Genomic DNA, 15,990 nt, shown 5'->3' with positions numbered 1-15,990 from the left:
GGCTCAGACCTCGCCGGCGGTGTCGGTGGGGGTGGCGGTCCAGAAGACCAGCCACTTGCCGAGCTGCACGACGATCGCGTGCAGCGCGATGCCGATGGCCGACAGCACGACGATCACCGCGAAGGTCCGGGCCACGTCCAGGGTGAAGTTGCTCGCCTGGATCAGGTAGCCCAGACCTTCGGAGCTGCCCACGAACTCCGCGACCACGGCGCCGGTCACGGACAGGATGACGGCGACCTCCAGTCCGGCGAAGATGTGCGGGAGCGCCGACGGGATCTGCAGGTGCCGCATGACCTGGGTGCGGGACGCGCCGAAGGAGCGGAGCATCTCGACCTGCTCGTGCGCGGCGGACCGGAATCCCAGGACGGCGTTGATGAGCAGGGGGAAGAACGCGATCAGGGCCACGGTCAGCACCTTGGAGCTGATCCCGATGCCAAACCAGACGATCAGCAGCGGCGCCATGGCGACCTTCGGGATGGTCTGGGTCAGGATGAGCAGCGGGAAGAGCACCCGCTCCACTGCCCGGAACTGGGTGATGAGGACCGCGGAGACCAGCGCCGCGCCGACCGCGATGCCGAACCCGATCAGGATCTCCTTGCACGTGACGAGCGAGTGGGTCACCAGGCTGCCGTCCTGGAAGCCGTCGATCAGGGAGTCGGCGACGGCCGTGGGGGCGGGGACCAGGATGGTGGAGACGTCGAACACCTTCACGACGACCTGCCAGACCACCAGCAGCCCGAGGAAGACCAGCACGCTGTACGTGATCTCCGGTACGCGGCGGCGCCGGCGCCGGACCGGGGTGGCCGGGTCCGAGCTCGCGGGCGCCTCCACCGGCACGGTCTCACCGGGGTGGCGCTCGGTGTTGGTGGACATCAGGTCTCCTAGTGGGCGCTGTGCTCGGAGTCGAGCAGCTTGCGGATCTTCAGCACGATCTCGCCGAACTCGGGCGTGTTGATGTTCTCGAGCCGCCGCGGCCGAGGGAGCGCGACCTCCACCACGTCCGCCAGCCGGCCGGGTCGCGGTGTCATCACCACGACGCGGTCGGCGAGGAGCACCGCCTCGGGGATGCTGTGCGTCACGAACAGCACGGTCTTGCGGTCCTGGTCCCAGATCTTCAGCAGGTCCAGTCCCATCTGGTCGCGGGTCATCGCGTCGAGGGCGCCGAACGGCTCGTCCATGAGCAGGATGCGCGGGTCGTGCATCAGGGCGCGGCCGATCCCGACCCGCTGCTGCATCCCGCCGGACAGCTCGTGGGGGTACCGGTCGCCGAACTCCTCCAGGCCGAGCATCACCAGCAGTTCCTCGGCCTTCGCGTGGGTCGCGGCGTCCCGGGCGCGGTGCAGGTCCGGCGATGTCAGCAGGTTCTTCCGTACGGTGCGCCAGGGCAGCAGCAGCGGTTGCTGGAAGACCATCCCGAGCTGGTTGCGGTGGGTGTCGTCGGACGGCCCGAAGGTGACCTGTCCGGAGGTCTGGCGGGACAGGCCCATGATGATCCGCAGCAGCGTGCTCTTGCCGCAGCCGCTGGGGCCGACGATGGAGATGAACTCGCCGGCCCGGACGCTGAGGGAGACGTCGTCGAGAGCCTGGACGGTCCCGCCGGACTTCGTCGGGTAGACCATGGACAACGCGTCCAAGCGGATCACGCAGTCGGTGTCGGTGCTGGTCGGCATGTCGGTCATTCCTCACCTGGGTGGAGCGCGAAGCCTGGGTCGAGCGAGAATCAGTCGGTCCCCGCGGGCCACGTGCCGCCCATCTCCTTGGTCAGTCGCTTGCAGACGGCCTTCAACGCCGTGGCCTCCCGGGAGTCCAGCGCCTCCGGCAGCATCCGCTCGGTGCCGACGGCCGCGATCGTGGCGCAGATGCCCCGCGCCGCGAACACCGGCGCCGCGAGGACGCAGATGCCGCGGTGATTGACGTTGCTGCTCATGCCCGCCCGCCGGATCGCCTCGATCCGATGGCGCGTCTCGGTGCGCTGGGGCTCGGGGAGGCTGCCGGTGAGCCGGTCGGCGTGGAACTGGTCGGGCAGGAAGGCCAGGAAGACCTTGGCCTGCGAGGAGTTCAGGGCGAGCTGCGAGCCCACGCGAACAGTCACCAGAGTGGCATGGTCGGCCTCCTCCACCAGCGAGACCACCGGGCCGGAGGTGCCCCACAGCGACAGCACGATGCTGACCTTGATCTCGAGCGCGAGCTCGCGCAGGTAGGCCGGCGCCATCTGCATGATGCGCTGCTGTCCCAGCATGAAGCTGCCGAGCTGCAGGATCGACCGTCCGGGACGGACCAGGGCGGAGTCCTCCACGCGCTCGAGCAGGCCGGAGCTGATCATCGAGCTGAAGTAGCGGTGCACCGTGGTGCGGTTCAGGCCGAGCCGGCGGGTGGTCTCCGCGACGGACAGCTCCGGAGTCTCCGGACCGAACAATCCGAGGATCTGGGCGGTCCGGCTCACCGCCTGGATGTCCTGCTCGCGAGCAGTCACCGGCTCGTCGACCTGGCCCTCGGCCATGGGCTCTCCCCCGTCTCGTCGAGTGTCCGAAAAGAGTGCGCGTAGTTCGCAGTACGGACGGAGACTAAGCGTGCCCTGCGTCTCTCGGCAAGGTTTCCCTGCGGTTTCATCGAAGAGCGATGGGTAACCCGGGTGTCTTGACAGACCGGATGGTGAACTCTCAGTCTGTGATGCGAACGCCGCCGACGCCAGGAGACTTCATGACTGACACGCCCGCCATCGTCAAGCTGCTGACCGGCTGCGTTGACCTGCACTGCCATTCCGGCCCGAACCCGTTCCCCCGACGCATCGACCACGCCGAGGCCGGCAAGGACGGCGAGCGGCTCGGCATGCGGGGCGTGCTGGTGAAGTCCCACCACCACAACACCGTCATGGACCTGCTCGCGATGCGCGACCGGCTGGCCCGGATCAGCACCCCGGTCTTCGGTGGCATCACCCTGAACAGCATGGTCGGCGGCATCAACCCGCAAGCGGTGGCCATGTGCCTGCGCATGGGGGGCAGGGCCGTGTGGTTCCCGACGTTCTCGGCCGGCCGGCACATCGACTGTCATCCGGAGAGCGTCGGTTTCCCCACGGCGAGCGTCGAGGTGCCGTCGTCCCGGGTCGACATCCACCGGGCGGACGGTGAGCTCATCCCCGAGGTCCACGAGGTGCTCGACCTGGTGAAGGAGAGCGGCGCGATGGTGACCGGCGGTCACATGGAGACCGAGTCGATCACCCAGCTGTTCGCCGCGGCCAAGGACAAGGGCGTCACCCGGATGGTGCTCAACCATCCCGACTACGTCATCGGCGCGGACCTGGCGAAGTGCCGTGAGCTCGTCGGCTACGGGGCGTTCATCGAGCACGAGACCGGCTTCTACGACCCCGAGGGGACCAAGAAGTGGGACCCGAAGATCCTCCTGGACTGGATCGAGAAGGTCGGCCCGGAGCACACCGTGATCGCCTCCGACCTCGGTCAGAAGGATCGGCCACTGCCGGTGGACTCCTACATCCGCGTCGCGACCGCGCTGCTGGACCTCGGCCTGGACGAGAGGTCGCTGCGGCAGATCTTCTGCGACAACCCGGCCTTCCTGCTCGGCCTCGACGACTGAACCGGCATTGACCCGAAAGGACAGGCGATGACCACCCTGGCCACCCCGCCCGACGTGGAGTTCTCCGACCTCGGCACGGGCGATCCCGACGAGACGACCCCGGGCGGATCGTCGACGTGGTACTTCCGCGGACACAACTTCGTGCTCGGTTACACGACGCTGGTCGCCGGCGACGTGCTGGCACGAGATGATCAGCCGGACGAGTACGTCGTGATCCTCCCCTACGAACAGTGCAGCGTCGAGGTCCGCGCGTCCGGGGAGGTCGCGGCGGTCTCGGGCAAGGCGGTGGTGATGGTCCCGCCGGGCCGCAGTGCGATCGCCGGCGTCGTCGACTGCACCGTCGTACGGCTGTTCAGCTCCCGATCCACCGACCTGCTGAACAGGGCGCGCAACCGGGACTCGTACGCGGAACCGCACCCGAACACCAAGCCGTTCGAGCCGTGGCCGGACCCGCCGGCGGGGTATCGCATCCGGCCCTATCGGCTGGCCGACCTGGAGGTGACGCCGGACGCCGTCCGCCCGGGCCAGATCGTCCGGTGCAGCACCTTCATGGTCAACTTCCTGGCGCCCCGGATCGGCCCGCGCGATCCGGACAGCCTCTCCCCGCACGACCACGACGACTTCGAGCAGTGCTCCCTCGCCGTGGAGGGGGAGTACGTCCACCACCTGCGGACCCCGTGGTCGAAGCGGCGCAGCGAGTGGCGCGCGGACCGGCACCTGCGGTGCGGCAGTCCGTCGGTGGCCGTGATCCCGCCACCCATGATCCACACCAGCGAGGCCGTCGGCCCGGGGACCAACCAGCTGATCGACATCTTCTGCCCGCCGCGTCTGGACTTCTCCCGGACGCCGGGACGAGTGCTCAACGAAGACACCTATCCGCTCCCCCATCAATAAAAGGAAGGTTCCATCGTGAGAACCAGACGAGCGATAAAGGTTGTGAGCGGGGCGGTCGCCGTCCTGTGCGTGGCCGCGACGCTGAGTGCGTGCGGCGGTTCCGACAACGAAGCCGGCGACTCGGCCAAGCCCGGCGAGTTGACGCCGGTGAAGTTCGCGATGGCGTCCCCGAGCTGGAACGCCGGCTACGCGGTCATGGCCGTCGTGGAGGCCGAGGGCTTCTACGAACAGGAGGGTCTGAAGGTCACGACCAACCTCTTCCCGTCGGCCACCCAGGCAGCGCAGCAGGTCGCCGCCGGCGGCGCCGACCTCGGCCTGATGACCGTCGAGCCGGTGGCCATCGGGCACGACAAGAACCTGAACCTGGCCTACTTCAGCTCCTACTGGGCGAAGTGGATCTACAGCCTGCAGGTGCCGGACGGTTCGGCCGTGCGGAGCATCGCCGACCTGAAGGGCAAGAAGATCGGCGTCACCGCGGTGGCGAGCTCCGGCGCGACGTTCGCCCGGACCGCGATGGAGCTCAACGGGATGAGCCAGGACGCGGCCAGCCTGGTGCCGATCGGGGCCGGCGCCCAGCAGATCAACGCCATCAAGACCGGCCAGGTCGACGCGCTGGCGCTCTGGGACATCCAGTACCAGATCGTCAAGAACGCCGGCGTCACCCTGACGCCGCTTCCGGTCAAGGAGACGGCGGACGCGTGGGGCGGCGGCTTCGCGACGACCCGCAAGAACCTCGAGGCCAAGAAGGACATCCTGGAACGGTTCGGCCGTGCGGTGGCGAAGGCGTTCGTCTTCGCCAAGGCCAACCCCGAGGCCGCGATCCGCGACCTGTGGAAGCTCTACCCGGAGACCCGCGGGTCCGACCCGGAGGCGAAGGCGCTGGCCGACGGGGTCAAGGTCCTCCAGGTACGCCTGGACGGGCAGGGCTTCGACGACAAGACCCTGGGCCGGATCGACGAGGCCGCGTTCACCCGCTCGCTCGACTTCATGGCCTCGGCCGGGCTGATCAAGAAGTTCCCGGCGAGGGACATCTACACCGACGAGATGTTCCAGGCATTCAACAATTTCTCGTACGACGACGTCGTCAAGCGAGCAGAGAGCGCGAGCTGAATGCGGCTGGGGGTCGCGCTCGACCTGAGCTCCCAGGAGCCGGTACGCCCACAGGTGGACCGCACGGTCACGATGCTCACCCGCGCGGAGCGGCACGGTTTCGACTCCGCGTGGGTGGGCGAGAGCTATCACGCGGCCGCTCAGCCGTTCCACCTCCCGTCCGCCCTGGTGGTCCTGGCACATCTGGCCGGACGGACGTCGCTGGCGCTGGGATCGGCGGTGCTCCTCCTGCGCGCGTACAGTCCGCGGAAGCTGGCCTATGAGGCCGCGCTGCTCGACCAGCTGTGCGGTGGGAAGCTCACCCTCGGCCTGGGGCTCGGCCGCCCGGAGGTGGCCCGGCGGGTCGGTCTGCCCGCGCCCGGTCCGGCCGGCGCGGCCTTCGACGCCACGCTGAAGCTGCTGCGAGACGCCTGGTCCGCCGGCCCGAGCGCCGATGCGCCGGTGGCGATCCCACCCCCGGCCCGGCGCGGCGGGCCGCGGATCCTGGTGGGCGGCAAGGTGGCTGCTTCCGCTCGTCGTGCCGCGACGCTCGCCGACGGGTTCTACGGCGCGACGAACTATGGCGACGACCTGTTGATCAAACAGGCGGCGGCCTACTGGTCGTGTCGCGGCGAGAGACCGGGAACGGTCGCCACCACCAGGTTCTGCGTCGTCCACGAGGATGCCGCCACGGCCCGCGAGCTCGCCGCGCGCCACCTGACGGCCGCGACCGGCTACTACACCGCGCGGGGCTCATGGCTGGGCGCGGACGGCCCGGCCGAGCTCGAGCTCCCGATGGTGGGCACGCCCGACGAGATCGACGCGACGATCGACCGGTACGTCCGGGCCGGGGTCACGTCGGTCCAGCTGCGGGTCGCCCCGGCCGGCACGCCGCCGGAGGTCGCCCGCCACACGCTCGACCTCGTCGGGCGGCACGTCCTCCCGAACTGGCACGACACGACGGCTCCGGACCTGGGGCAGGAAGTGGAGACGACCCGATGAGCAGCTCATTCGTGTACGCGTCGGCCCGGACCCCGTTCGGCCGGTTCAACGGGGCCCTGGCCGACACGAGGACCGACGACCTGGCCGCGACCGCGCTGCGCGGACTTCTCGGCCGTACGCCTGATCTTGATCCTGCCCTGGTCGACGACGTGTTCTGGGGCAATGCCAACGGCGCCGGCGAGGACAATCGCAACGTCGGCCGGATGGCCGTGCTGCTGGCGGGCATGCCCGTCTCGGTGCCCGCCACCACGGTGAACCGGCTCTGCGGCTCGTCGCTGGACGCCGCCATGATGGCCGCCCGCATGATCGAGGTCGGCGACGCGAAGATCGCCATCGCCGGCGGCGTGGAGTCGATGACGCGGGCGCCGTGGGTCCTGCCGAAGCCGTCGCGCCGGTTCCCGGCCGGCGACGTCACCGCCGTCTCGACGACGCTGGGCTGGCGTCTGGTGAACGAGCGGATGCCCGCCGAGTGGACGGCCTCGCTGGGCGAGTGCAACGAGCAGTTGCGGGAGAAGTTCTCGATCTCGCGCGAGCGGCAGGACGAGTTCGGCGCTCGCTCGCATCGTCTCGCGGCGGAGGCGTGGGAGAACGGCTTCTACGACGACCTCGTGGTGCCCGTCCCCGGCACCGACCTCGCACGGGACGAGAGCATCCGGGCCGACACCTCGCTCGAGGCGCTGGCCAAGTTGAAGCCGGCGTTCCGGCCGGACGGGACGATCACCGCCGGCAACTGCTCACCGTTGAACGACGGCGCGAGCGCGGTCCTGCTGGGCTCGGCGAGCGCGGCCGCGGCCATCGGCCGCGACCCGGTCGCGCGGATCGCCGGTCGCGGCTGGGCGGCGCTGGAGCCGCAGCAGTTCGGGTACGCCCCGGTCCAGGCGGCCAACGACGCGCTCGAGCGGGCCGGCATCGCCTGGGCGGACATCGGCGCCGTCGAGCTGAACGAGGCGTTCGCCGTCCAGTCGATCGCCTGTGTCGACGCCTGGCTCGACCTCGGGCTGCGGGGCGCCGGGGTGGTCAACGCCAAGGGCGGGGCGACCGCCATCGGGCACCCGCTGGGCGCCTCGGGCGGGCGCATTCTCGGGACTCTCGCGGCGCGGCTGGTGGACTCTGGTGAACGATGGGGCGTGGCCGCCATCTGCATCGGTGTGGGTCAAGGCTTGGCGGTGGTGCTGGAGAACGTCGCATGACGCTGCTCTGCGCCTCCGCCGACGAGGCGGTCAGCGGCATCGCCGACGGCTCGACGGTGCTGGTCGGCGGCTTCGGGACGGCCGGCATGCCGTTCGACCTGATCGACGCTTTGATCCGGCAGGGCGCGCGCGACCTCACCGTCGTGTCGAACAACGCGGGCAACGCGGACACCGGGCTCGCGGCGCTGCTCGCGGCCGGGCAGGTGCGCAAGGTCGTGTGCTCGTTCCCCCGGCAGACCGACTCCTGGGTCTTCGACGAGCTGTACCGCAGCGGGAAGATCGAGCTCGAGGTCGTGCCGCAGGGGACCCTGGCCGAGCGGATGCGCGCCGCCGGCGCCGGGATCGGCGGGTTCTACACCCGTACCGGGGTCGGCACCCTCCTCAGCGAGGGAAAGGAAATCCGCAAGATCAACGGCGACGCGTACGTCCTGGAGCTGCCCATCGTGGGCGACGTCGCCCTCATCAGCGCCCACACCGCGGACACCCTCGGCAACCTCGTCTACCGCAAGACGGCCCGCAACTTCGCTCCGGTCATGGCGACGGCCGCGGCGACCACCGTCGTGCAGGTGCGGCACGTGGTCGAGCCGGGGGCACTGGATCCGGAGGCCGTGGTCACCCCGGGCATCTACGTCGACCGAATAGTGCGGGTGCCGTCATGAGCGTCGAGCACACCGAACGCGGTCCGCTCGGACGGGACGAGATGGCCCGGGTGCTCGCGCGCGACATTCCCCGCGGGGCTTACGTCAACCTCGGGATAGGCCAGCCCACGATTGTCGGCGACCACCTTCCGCCGTACGCGGAAATCACCCTCCACACCGAGAACGGCATGCTCGGCATGGGGCCGGCGGCGACGGGTGCCGCGATCGATCCCGACCTGATCAATGCCGGCAAGGTGCCGGTCACCGAGCTGCCCGGCGCCTCGTACTTCCACCACGCCGACTCGTTCGCCATGATGCGCGGCGGCCACCTCGACCTGTGCGTCCTCGGCGCCTACCAGGTCTCGGCATCGGGGGATCTCGCCAACTGGCACACCGGCGAGCCCGGCGCGATCCCGGCGGTCGGCGGGGCGATGGACCTCGCCGTGGGCGCCAAGCAGGTCTTCGTCCTGATGTCGCTGTTCACCCGGACCGGCGAGCCGAAGCTGGTCAACGAATGCACGTATCCGCTCACCGCGCTGCGGTGCGTCAACCGGATCTACACCGACGCCGCTACGTTCGAGATCACCGGGGACGGCCAGGTCCTCGTCCGGGAGACGTGGGGGATCTCGTTCCACGAGCTCCGCTCGCGCGTCGACGTCCCGCTCACCATGGCTCGTCTGGAGGTCGCAGAGCGACATGTTCACTAGGCACCAGTTCTACATCGGGGGCGGGTGGGTCGACCCGGTCGCGCCGCGGACCCTGGGGGTCCTCGACCCCGCTACCGAGGAGACCTTCGCGGAGATCAGCCTGGGGACGGCCGAGGACGTCGACCGGGCGGTGGCGGCGGCGCGCGCGGCCTTCGCCACGTACTCGCAGGTCAGCGTGCGGCAACGGCTGGAGTACCTCGAGAAGATCATCGCCGGCTTCCGGGCCCGGCTGCCCGAGATCGCCCGGACGATGACGCGCGAGATGGGGGCGCCGATCACGTTCTCGACGGAGCGCCAGGCCACGGTGGCGCTGTTCCACTTCGAGGAGGCGGCCCGCGTGCTTGCGGACTACCCCTTCGAGGAGGAGATGGGCGCCGGGATCGTGCGGCGCGAGCCGATCGGCGTGTGCGGTCTCATTACGCCGTGGAACTGGCCGCTGAACCAGGTCGCGTCGAAGGTGGCCCCGGCCCTGGCCACCGGATGCGCCGTGGTGCTCAAGCCGAGCGAGATCGCGCCGCTCAGCGCCATGGTGCTCGCCGAGGTCATCCACGACGCCGGGCTGCCGCCCGGCGTGTTCAACCTGGTCAACGGGGACGGTCCCACGGTCGGCGAGGCCATCGCGGCGCACCCCGGCATCGACATGGTCTCGCTCACCGGCTCGACCGGCGCCGGCATCCGGGTCGCCAAGCTCGCGGCCGACACGGTGAAGCGCGTGGCGCTCGAGCTCGGCGGCAAGTCGGCCAACATCATCCTGCCCGACGCGGACCTGGAATCCGCGGTCGTCGTCGGGGTGCACTCGTGCTACACCAACGGCGGCCAGAACTGCCAGTCCCCCACGCGGATGCTCGTGCACCGCTCGCAGCGCGACGAGGCGTACGCCGCCGCGCGCCGGGCGGTCGAGCAGGTCCGGCTCGGGAACCCGCTCGATCCGTCGACCACGATGGGGCCCGTGGTGAGCCGCGCCCAGCTGGAGAAGATCACCGCGCTCGTGCGGTCCGGGATCGACGAGGGCGCGACGCTCGTTGCCGGCGGCCCGGGGCGCCCCGACGGGCTCGACCACGGTTTCTACGTCCGCCCGACCGTCTTCGGCGACGTCACGCCGCGGATGCGGATCGCGCGCGAGGAGATCTTCGGCCCGGTGCTGTCGATCCTGCTCTACGAGACCGAGGACGAGGCCGTCGAGATCGCGAACGACACGCCGTTCGGGCTGGCCGGCTTCGTGCAGTCGAAGGACCCGGACCGCGCCCGCCGGGTCGCCAACCGCATCCGGGCGGGCCGCGTCTACCTCAACGGCGCTCCGTTCGACCGCAGCCTGCCGTTCGGCGGCTACAAGCAGTCGGGGAACGGACGCGAGTTCGGGCGGTTCGGCTTCGAGGAATACCTCGAGGTCAAGGCCATCCTCGGGTATCCGCGATGAACGCCGCCTTCGCGGATCGCGAGGAGCTCTTCGACCTCGTCCGGCGCGAACGCTTCGCCCGTGACCAGCGGCTCTTCGACGTGATGCGGGACTGCTTCCACGACGACGCCTATGTCCGGACCACGTGGTACGAGGGACGCGGCGGCGAGGCGTACGTCGAGGCGACCAAGACCTGGATGGCACGGACCGGGAACAGCAAGCACTGGGTCTTCCCCGCCTACGCCCGGGTCTCGGGCGACCGGGCGACCGTCGAGAGCCCGGCGAAGATCTTCAACCGGACCACGGTGCAAGGCGTGGAGGTCGACTTCCACGCCTACTGCCGGTTCTTCTCCCGTGCCGTACGGGAGGAAGGGCGCTGGAAGCTGATGAGCTTCGAGGTCCTGCTGGAGCGCGACGAGCTGCGTCCGGTTTACGCGGGTGAGGCGCTCCCGGTGGACGCGGCCCAGCTCGCCGGCCTTCGGCCGTCCTACCGCTTCCTCACCTGGATCCAGTCGACCCGCGGCGTGACGGTGAGCCAGGACCTGCTCGGCGACGACCGGCCGGCCGAGCTCGACGCGTTCCATCGGGGCGAGACCGCCTGGCTCACCGGCACCGGCGGAACCCGGACGGCGAGCGGCGTCCGATCCCCGTCATGAGGCTGTCGCCCGTGGGATGGGGCTAGTACGGTCGGTCCTCTTTCGACACAGAGGAGTGTGCAATGCACAAGTTCACGGGGGCTCCACGACGGTTGCTCAGTCTGGCGATCATCGCCGTCCTGGCCATCACGGCGGCGCTGGTCGCGACCGCCGGGCCGGCGTCGGCGGCCCGTACCAAGAATCTGGTTCTCAACGGTCAGCACGGCAACTTCGCGTTGATCACCCCGAACGGCGATCTCTACATCGGCTACCGGACCGGCTGGGCCACCGAGTATCTGAACCAGTCCAGCTGGATCGGGCCGGTGAAGCGCGGGGAGGGCTGGGACCGGTTCAGCCACGTCGCGATGGTCGGCGTGGGTATGACGTACGACAACCTGTTCGTCGCGATCGACACGAGCGGCTCCGACGCCGGCGTGTACGTCTACTACTGGCATCAGGGCACGCTCAGCTGGGACGGCCCGCGCTATGTCGCCGCGCTGAGCAACTCGGGGTGGTCCGGCGTCAGCAAGCTGATCAGTGGCGGCCACGGCACCGTCATACCGGGCCTTCCGGCGGCCGCGTACTTCTACACCATCACCGGCAACGGCGACCTTTACTGGCATCGATGGGACGGCGACTACTACGGCGGCTGGAACACCACGCCGAAGGTCATCGGCGGCGGCTGGGGCGGTTTCCCGTTCGTGACGGCGATGTACGACGGCACCTTCTGGGCGGCGCAGACCGACGGTCAGCTGCTCTGGTACCAGCGGCACGCGGTGGCCTACAACGGCGGCGACTACTGGATGAACGACGGCGCCGCCAAGGTGGTCGGCAGCGGCTGGTACGGCGGCCCATGCGGATTCCAGACCGTGCTCTCCGGCGGCTCGGGGGTCATCCACGCGGTCGACAGCGCCGGCCGCCTGCGCTACTTCCGCCATCCCGGCTCCACCTACGGCACCCCCGACTGGGACCCGGTGCCGCTGTGCGGTGCCACGATCGGCACCGGCTGGATGTAGAACCGGCGATTGATGGTGGCCCGTACCGCGCGGCGGTGCGGGCCACCATCAGTTGACGAAGGGAACCGTAAGTCGTAGCTTTCGTTAGTGGCGACTTTCAAAGGGCATGAGGGCTGGGAGGCGCTGGGCGATCCCAGCAGGTTCGCCATCGTGCAGTGCCTGGCCGAGCGGCCGCGCGCGGTCGGGGAGATCGCCGAGGTGCTCCCGATCAGCCGGCAGGCCGTGTCCCAGCATCTGCAAGTGCTCAAAAGCGCTGGGTTGGTCACCAACCGGGCCGACGGGACCCGCCGGGTCTACCGGTTGAACCCGGCCGGGGTGGCCGCCCTGAAAGACCAGTTGGACACGTTCTGGCGCCGCGCCCTCGACGGTTACCAGGACGTCGTCGAGGATCGCGAGGAGAGCTCATGACGCAGGCAGACACGGTGGTACGGCGGGAGATCGTGGTCAACGCGCCGCTCGAAAAGGCATTCAGCGTGTTCACCGATCGGTTCGGCGACTTCAAGCCGCCGGAGCACAACCTGCTGGCGGTGCCGATCGCCGAGACGGTCTTCGAGCCCAAGGTCGGCGGGCACATCTACGACCGCGGCACCGACGGCAGCGAATGCCGGTGGGCCCGGATCCTGGCCTACGAGCCGCCGCATCGCGTGGTGTTCAGCTGGGACATCGGGCCGACCTGGCAGATCGAATCCGACCCCGGGCACACCAGCGAGGTGGAGGTGGCCTTCACCGCCGAGACGCCGGACCGGACCCGCGTCACGCTGGAGCATCGCCATCTCGATCGCCACGGGCCCGGCTGGGAGTCGGTCCGCGACGGCATCGGCCACGACCAGGGCTGGCCGCTCTACCTCGACCGCTACGCCGGCCTGTTCGCAGCGGACGGCGACGGAGGCCACCGTGCCCGATGAGAAGCGCACCGCATACGAAGCTCTGGTGGATCGCATCCGGCGCGGGCCAGGCGGCACGACGGCGGATCAGCGTGCCCACGCGTTCGAGAACGCGGGCGTCGGCTCGGCCATGGACCCGCTGCTGGCCAAGGTCGCGGCCAGCCCGGCCCGGATCACCGACGCGGATTTCGACGCGGCCAGGGCGGCGGGCCTCAGCGAGGACCAGCTCTTCGAATTGGTGATCGCGTCCGCGGTGGGCCAGTCGACCCGCATGTACGACGCGGCGCTGGCGGCGCTCGACGAGGCGGCCGGCTGATGCGGCCCGAGGTGCTGAACAGCGGCTTCAAGCCGGCGACCAAGCTGCTGTTCGCGGTCATCCGGCTGTTCTCCGGCCGGCCGCTGCCGGACGCCGCCAAACTCGTGTTCTATCGCCCGGACTTCTACGGCAACCCGGCGAAACGCTTCACCCACTTGGCGATGCGCGGGCCGTCGGACTGGTCGGTCGGCGACCGGGAGTTGATGGCGGCCGTCGTGTCCCGGGCCAACGAAAACGCGTTCTGCATCGGGGCGCACACCGCAACCGCGGAGCAGGCGTACGCGGATCGCCCGCGCGTCCGGGCGGTCCTGGACGACCTGGCGACGGCGCCGATCGAGGAGGGGCTGCGGGCGACGCTGCGCATGCTCGACAAGCTCACCCGCGAGGGCACGGTCACCGCGGCCGACATGCGAGAGGTGCTGGCTTCGGGGGTCTCCCGCGCGCAGGTCGAGGATGCGCTGGCCGTCGGCGCCGCCTTCAACATCACCAACCGGCTCGCCGACGCCTTCGACTTCCGGGTGCTCGACGAGAAGGGGTTCGCCGCGGGCGCGAAGTTCCTGCTCAAGCGCGGCTATCAGTAGGGCCAGCACCGCGTGCGCGACGACGGACGACCAGAGTCTGCCCGATCCAGTAATTGGACGAAATAGTCCACGGGTTTTCAGCGACCGGGGCGCAAAGCGCCAGATGGGCGGTTTCCGCCAGTCGGTGAGAGGACTGTATAGTCCAAGGCGTTCCCAGTTTGGTGCCATCGTCAAGAGGCGGCGGCCGGTGTCGCGCCCAGTGTCGGGAGAGTTTGATGGACGATATGCCCTCCGGTACGGAGGTTGCCGATGGCCAGCCGGTCGATGCGGCGGACATGATCACCGCTCTGACCGCCGCGCAGTTCGTGTTCCAGGACGGTGCGACCCAATCGTTCACGGCGGATGGCCGAACCACCTACGTCGAGCGGGGCGCGAGGTCGTCCGGGGAATGGTCCGTTGTGGATGACGGGACCTTCGCGTCGTTCTGGCCGCCGACGTACCGAGCGACGTACGAGGTTCGATGGACCGTCGAGAACGGAGTTCCCGTGGGCGTCAGCTTCACCGACGCCCGCAGCGGAGTCCGCTACAACGGCCGGTACCAGAGGCCGGAGTCGTAGGCGGGCACGTCGCCGTACTGCTGTGCCGGGTTGCCGATGCTGGTCAGGGACGGATTTCCTGATGTATCGGCGGCCGGGCGTCGGCGCTGTCGGGTTCCCACCGCAGGAGATCACCGGGCTGGCAGTCCAACGCCTCGCAGAGGGCGGCCAGGGTCGTGAACCGAACGGCCTTCGCTCGCCCGTTCTTGAGGACAGCCAGGTTGGCCGGGGTGATCCCCACCTGGTCCGCGAGCGCACCGACCGACATCTTCCTTCGGGCGAGCATCACGTCGATGTCGACGACGATCGGCATCAGATCACCTCGTTGAGCTCGGACTGCAGGTGTTTCGCCTGCGAGTCCAGCGCCACCGCCTGGGCGAGCAACGTCCGCATCACGTAGACGACCAGCGCGACCCCCGCGATCACCAACGCCGCCCCGCAGATCACCCCCACCAGGCCGGGTGCGATCTCATCCTCGGGCACGGCATGGTTGGCGAACCGGGCAACCACGGCGACGGCGAACGTCAGCACCGCGGCGGCGCCGATCGCGCCGATGATCAGGTCGACGAAACGGAACGCCGCATGGGAGAACACAGTCCCGCGGCGCACCATCGTCAGCAGCCGCCAGATGCACACGGCGATGATCTGCAAAGTCGCGACGCCGAGAACACCGATGACCGCCAACGACACCCCGATCCCGGTCGGCTCGCGCTGCGCGCCCCACCAGGGCAGGGCCGCGACCACCGCCTGGACGACCACCGACCCGATCAGTCCGATCGCGATCACCACACGCAGGGTGTGAATGACCCACCTACTCATTATCGATTCCTTCCTGCCGTATCTCGACAGGACTCTATCGTTTTTCGATAGTATACGCAACGCTCGGGCGGCACTGTCCGGAGGTTCGCGAACCCGGCCGGCTCGCCCTCGGTTGCGTAACGTCATCCGGGTGCGGTCCGGGTTCACCGGCTGCCAGCGACGGTCGATCATGATCTCGGTCACCGCAATGCGGAAGCCCGCGATCACTTCAGTCGACGATTCCGCCGCCGAAAGGACAGATCCGTAGGTGGTTGCGGCGCTGGACGCGCCCACAACCCCCAGCCGATCCCACGGGAGGAGCGTCCGATGTCGCAGACCCCATTGCCGCGCTCGGTGCCGGGCCGCGCTGGAGGCCGCTGATGGCGGCCACGGAGGCGGACATCCTGGAAATCCGCCATCATGACGACCACATCAGCCGGTACGAGCAGGTCACGTACTGCGCCTGGACGGGCGGGGTAACCGTGTACCGAGATGGCACACAAATCGCCCGGCATGACGACGTCCTGAACACAGAGGCGCTCAGACAAGCAGGCTGAGGTCCGGTGCCCGGGCGTTGCGGACCAGCGGCACGAAGAGCCGGGTCGCCGCCGCGATCAGCAACGGCTGCGTGCGGCCCGCCGGCGCGTCCAGCGCCGTGGGCGCGTCACGCCGTCCCAATGCCCGCTCGCGCGCGGACATCCATCTTTGCACTGTGCA

21 protein-coding genes are annotated in these 15,990 nt (G+C 69.5%); 15 read left to right on the top strand and 6 right to left on the bottom strand.

Annotation, left to right across the window (positions count from 1 at the left end; translation table 11 throughout):
• Positions 1-3: 3 nt before the first annotated feature.
• Genes ACFQS1_RS25155 through ACFQS1_RS25145 form a run of 3 tightly spaced genes read right to left on the bottom strand, consistent with a single transcriptional unit; the run spans position 4 to position 2,500 of the window.
• The gene (locus tag ACFQS1_RS25155) at positions 4-873 is read right to left on the bottom strand and encodes an ABC transporter permease (protein ID WP_378972681.1); all 870 of its coding nucleotides are present in this window, start codon (positions 871-873) and stop codon (positions 4-6) included.
• Positions 874-881: 8 nt separating this feature from the next.
• A complete protein-coding gene (locus ACFQS1_RS25150; protein WP_378972678.1) occupies positions 882-1,670 on the bottom strand; it encodes an ABC transporter ATP-binding protein in 789 nt (262 codons plus the stop codon).
• A 50-nt stretch (positions 1,671-1,720) separates the two neighbouring features.
• Positions 1,721-2,500, bottom strand: coding sequence for an IclR family transcriptional regulator (locus tag ACFQS1_RS25145; RefSeq protein ID WP_378972676.1), 780 nt, complete (start codon positions 2,498-2,500; stop codon positions 1,721-1,723).
• A 200-nt stretch (positions 2,501-2,700) separates the two neighbouring features.
• Between ACFQS1_RS25145 and ACFQS1_RS25140 the strand changes: the two genes are divergently transcribed.
• The 15 genes from ACFQS1_RS25140 to ACFQS1_RS25070 all read left to right on the top strand — a co-directional run bounded on the left by ACFQS1_RS25140 (position 2,701) and on the right by ACFQS1_RS25070 (position 14,496).
• On the top strand, positions 2,701-3,591 hold the full coding sequence (locus tag ACFQS1_RS25140; protein ID WP_378972672.1) for a DUF6282 family protein: 891 nt from the start codon (positions 2,701-2,703) through the stop codon (positions 3,589-3,591).
• 27 nt (positions 3,592-3,618) lie between these two features.
• The gene (locus ACFQS1_RS25135; protein WP_378972669.1) at positions 3,619-4,485 is read left to right on the top strand and encodes a cupin domain-containing protein; all 867 of its coding nucleotides are present in this window, start codon (positions 3,619-3,621) and stop codon (positions 4,483-4,485) included.
• Between the two features lie 15 nt (positions 4,486-4,500).
• Positions 4,501-5,595, top strand: coding sequence for an ABC transporter substrate-binding protein (locus ACFQS1_RS25130; RefSeq protein ID WP_378972667.1), 1,095 nt, complete (start codon positions 4,501-4,503; stop codon positions 5,593-5,595).
• Positions 5,596-6,576 (top strand): LLM class flavin-dependent oxidoreductase, encoded by a 981-nt coding sequence (locus ACFQS1_RS25125; protein WP_378972664.1) that lies wholly within the window; start codon positions 5,596-5,598, stop codon positions 6,574-6,576.
• A complete protein-coding gene (locus ACFQS1_RS25120) occupies positions 6,573-7,766 on the top strand; it encodes a thiolase family protein (RefSeq protein WP_378972662.1) in 1,194 nt (397 codons plus the stop codon). Before ACFQS1_RS25125 ends, ACFQS1_RS25120 begins: the two co-directional genes overlap by 4 nt.
• Complete coding sequence (locus tag ACFQS1_RS25115; RefSeq protein WP_378972659.1) at positions 7,763-8,425, top strand: 3-oxoacid CoA-transferase subunit A; 663 nt, start codon at positions 7,763-7,765, stop codon at positions 8,423-8,425. The genes ACFQS1_RS25120 and ACFQS1_RS25115 overlap by 4 nt, the downstream gene beginning before the upstream one ends.
• Positions 8,422-9,111: a 3-oxoacid CoA-transferase subunit B gene (locus ACFQS1_RS25110; RefSeq protein WP_378972656.1), complete on the top strand. Its 690-nt coding sequence runs from the start codon at positions 8,422-8,424 to the stop codon at positions 9,109-9,111. Before ACFQS1_RS25115 ends, ACFQS1_RS25110 begins: the two co-directional genes overlap by 4 nt.
• Positions 9,101-10,528, top strand: coding sequence for an aldehyde dehydrogenase family protein (locus ACFQS1_RS25105; protein ID WP_378972654.1), 1,428 nt, complete (start codon positions 9,101-9,103; stop codon positions 10,526-10,528). The genes ACFQS1_RS25110 and ACFQS1_RS25105 overlap by 11 nt, the downstream gene beginning before the upstream one ends.
• Positions 10,525-11,163, top strand: coding sequence for a nuclear transport factor 2 family protein (locus tag ACFQS1_RS25100; protein WP_378972652.1), 639 nt, complete (start codon positions 10,525-10,527; stop codon positions 11,161-11,163). Before ACFQS1_RS25105 ends, ACFQS1_RS25100 begins: the two co-directional genes overlap by 4 nt.
• Positions 11,164-11,225: 62 nt before the next feature.
• Entirely contained in the window at positions 11,226-12,158 is a 933-nt protein-coding gene (locus tag ACFQS1_RS25095) for a tachylectin-related carbohydrate-binding protein (protein WP_378972650.1), read from the top strand.
• Positions 12,159-12,245: 87 nt separating this feature from the next.
• A complete protein-coding gene (locus ACFQS1_RS25090; RefSeq protein ID WP_378972648.1) occupies positions 12,246-12,566 on the top strand; it encodes an ArsR/SmtB family transcription factor in 321 nt (106 codons plus the stop codon).
• Positions 12,563-13,063 (top strand): SRPBCC family protein, encoded by a 501-nt coding sequence (locus tag ACFQS1_RS25085; RefSeq protein WP_378972645.1) that lies wholly within the window; start codon positions 12,563-12,565, stop codon positions 13,061-13,063. The genes ACFQS1_RS25090 and ACFQS1_RS25085 overlap by 4 nt, the downstream gene beginning before the upstream one ends.
• Positions 13,053-13,358, top strand: a complete 306-nt coding sequence (locus ACFQS1_RS25080) for a hypothetical protein (protein ID WP_378972643.1) — start codon at positions 13,053-13,055, stop codon at positions 13,356-13,358. Before ACFQS1_RS25085 ends, ACFQS1_RS25080 begins: the two co-directional genes overlap by 11 nt.
• A complete protein-coding gene (locus ACFQS1_RS25075) occupies positions 13,358-13,939 on the top strand; it encodes a carboxymuconolactone decarboxylase family protein (protein ID WP_378972640.1) in 582 nt (193 codons plus the stop codon). The genes ACFQS1_RS25080 and ACFQS1_RS25075 overlap by 1 nt, the downstream gene beginning before the upstream one ends.
• 275 nt (positions 13,940-14,214) lie before the next feature.
• Positions 14,215-14,496 (top strand): hypothetical protein, encoded by a 282-nt coding sequence (locus ACFQS1_RS25070; RefSeq protein WP_378972638.1) that lies wholly within the window; start codon positions 14,215-14,217, stop codon positions 14,494-14,496.
• A gap of 43 nt (positions 14,497-14,539) precedes the next feature.
• Here ACFQS1_RS25070 and ACFQS1_RS25065 read toward each other — a convergent pair whose 3' ends face one another.
• From ACFQS1_RS25065 to ACFQS1_RS25055, 3 genes are all read right to left on the bottom strand, one after another.
• On the bottom strand, positions 14,540-14,788 hold the full coding sequence (locus ACFQS1_RS25065) for a helix-turn-helix domain-containing protein (RefSeq protein ID WP_378972636.1): 249 nt from the start codon (positions 14,786-14,788) through the stop codon (positions 14,540-14,542).
• On the bottom strand, positions 14,788-15,567 hold the full coding sequence (locus tag ACFQS1_RS25060; RefSeq protein ID WP_378972634.1) for a DUF2975 domain-containing protein: 780 nt from the start codon (positions 15,565-15,567) through the stop codon (positions 14,788-14,790). Before ACFQS1_RS25060 ends, ACFQS1_RS25065 begins: the two co-directional genes overlap by 1 nt.
• A 246-nt stretch (positions 15,568-15,813) precedes the next feature.
• The gene (locus ACFQS1_RS25055; RefSeq protein ID WP_378972632.1) at positions 15,814-15,972 is read right to left on the bottom strand and encodes a hypothetical protein; all 159 of its coding nucleotides are present in this window, start codon (positions 15,970-15,972) and stop codon (positions 15,814-15,816) included.
• Positions 15,973-15,990: the final 18 nt, after the last annotated feature.

Origin of the sequence: Paractinoplanes rhizophilus (assembly GCF_042664765.1) — a bacterium.
GTDB classification, from domain to species: Bacteria; Actinomycetota; Actinomycetes; order Mycobacteriales; family Micromonosporaceae; genus Actinoplanes; species Actinoplanes rhizophilus.
The sequence above is the reverse complement of the archived record's forward strand: the minus strand, read 5'-3'. Positions and strand labels throughout refer to the sequence as shown.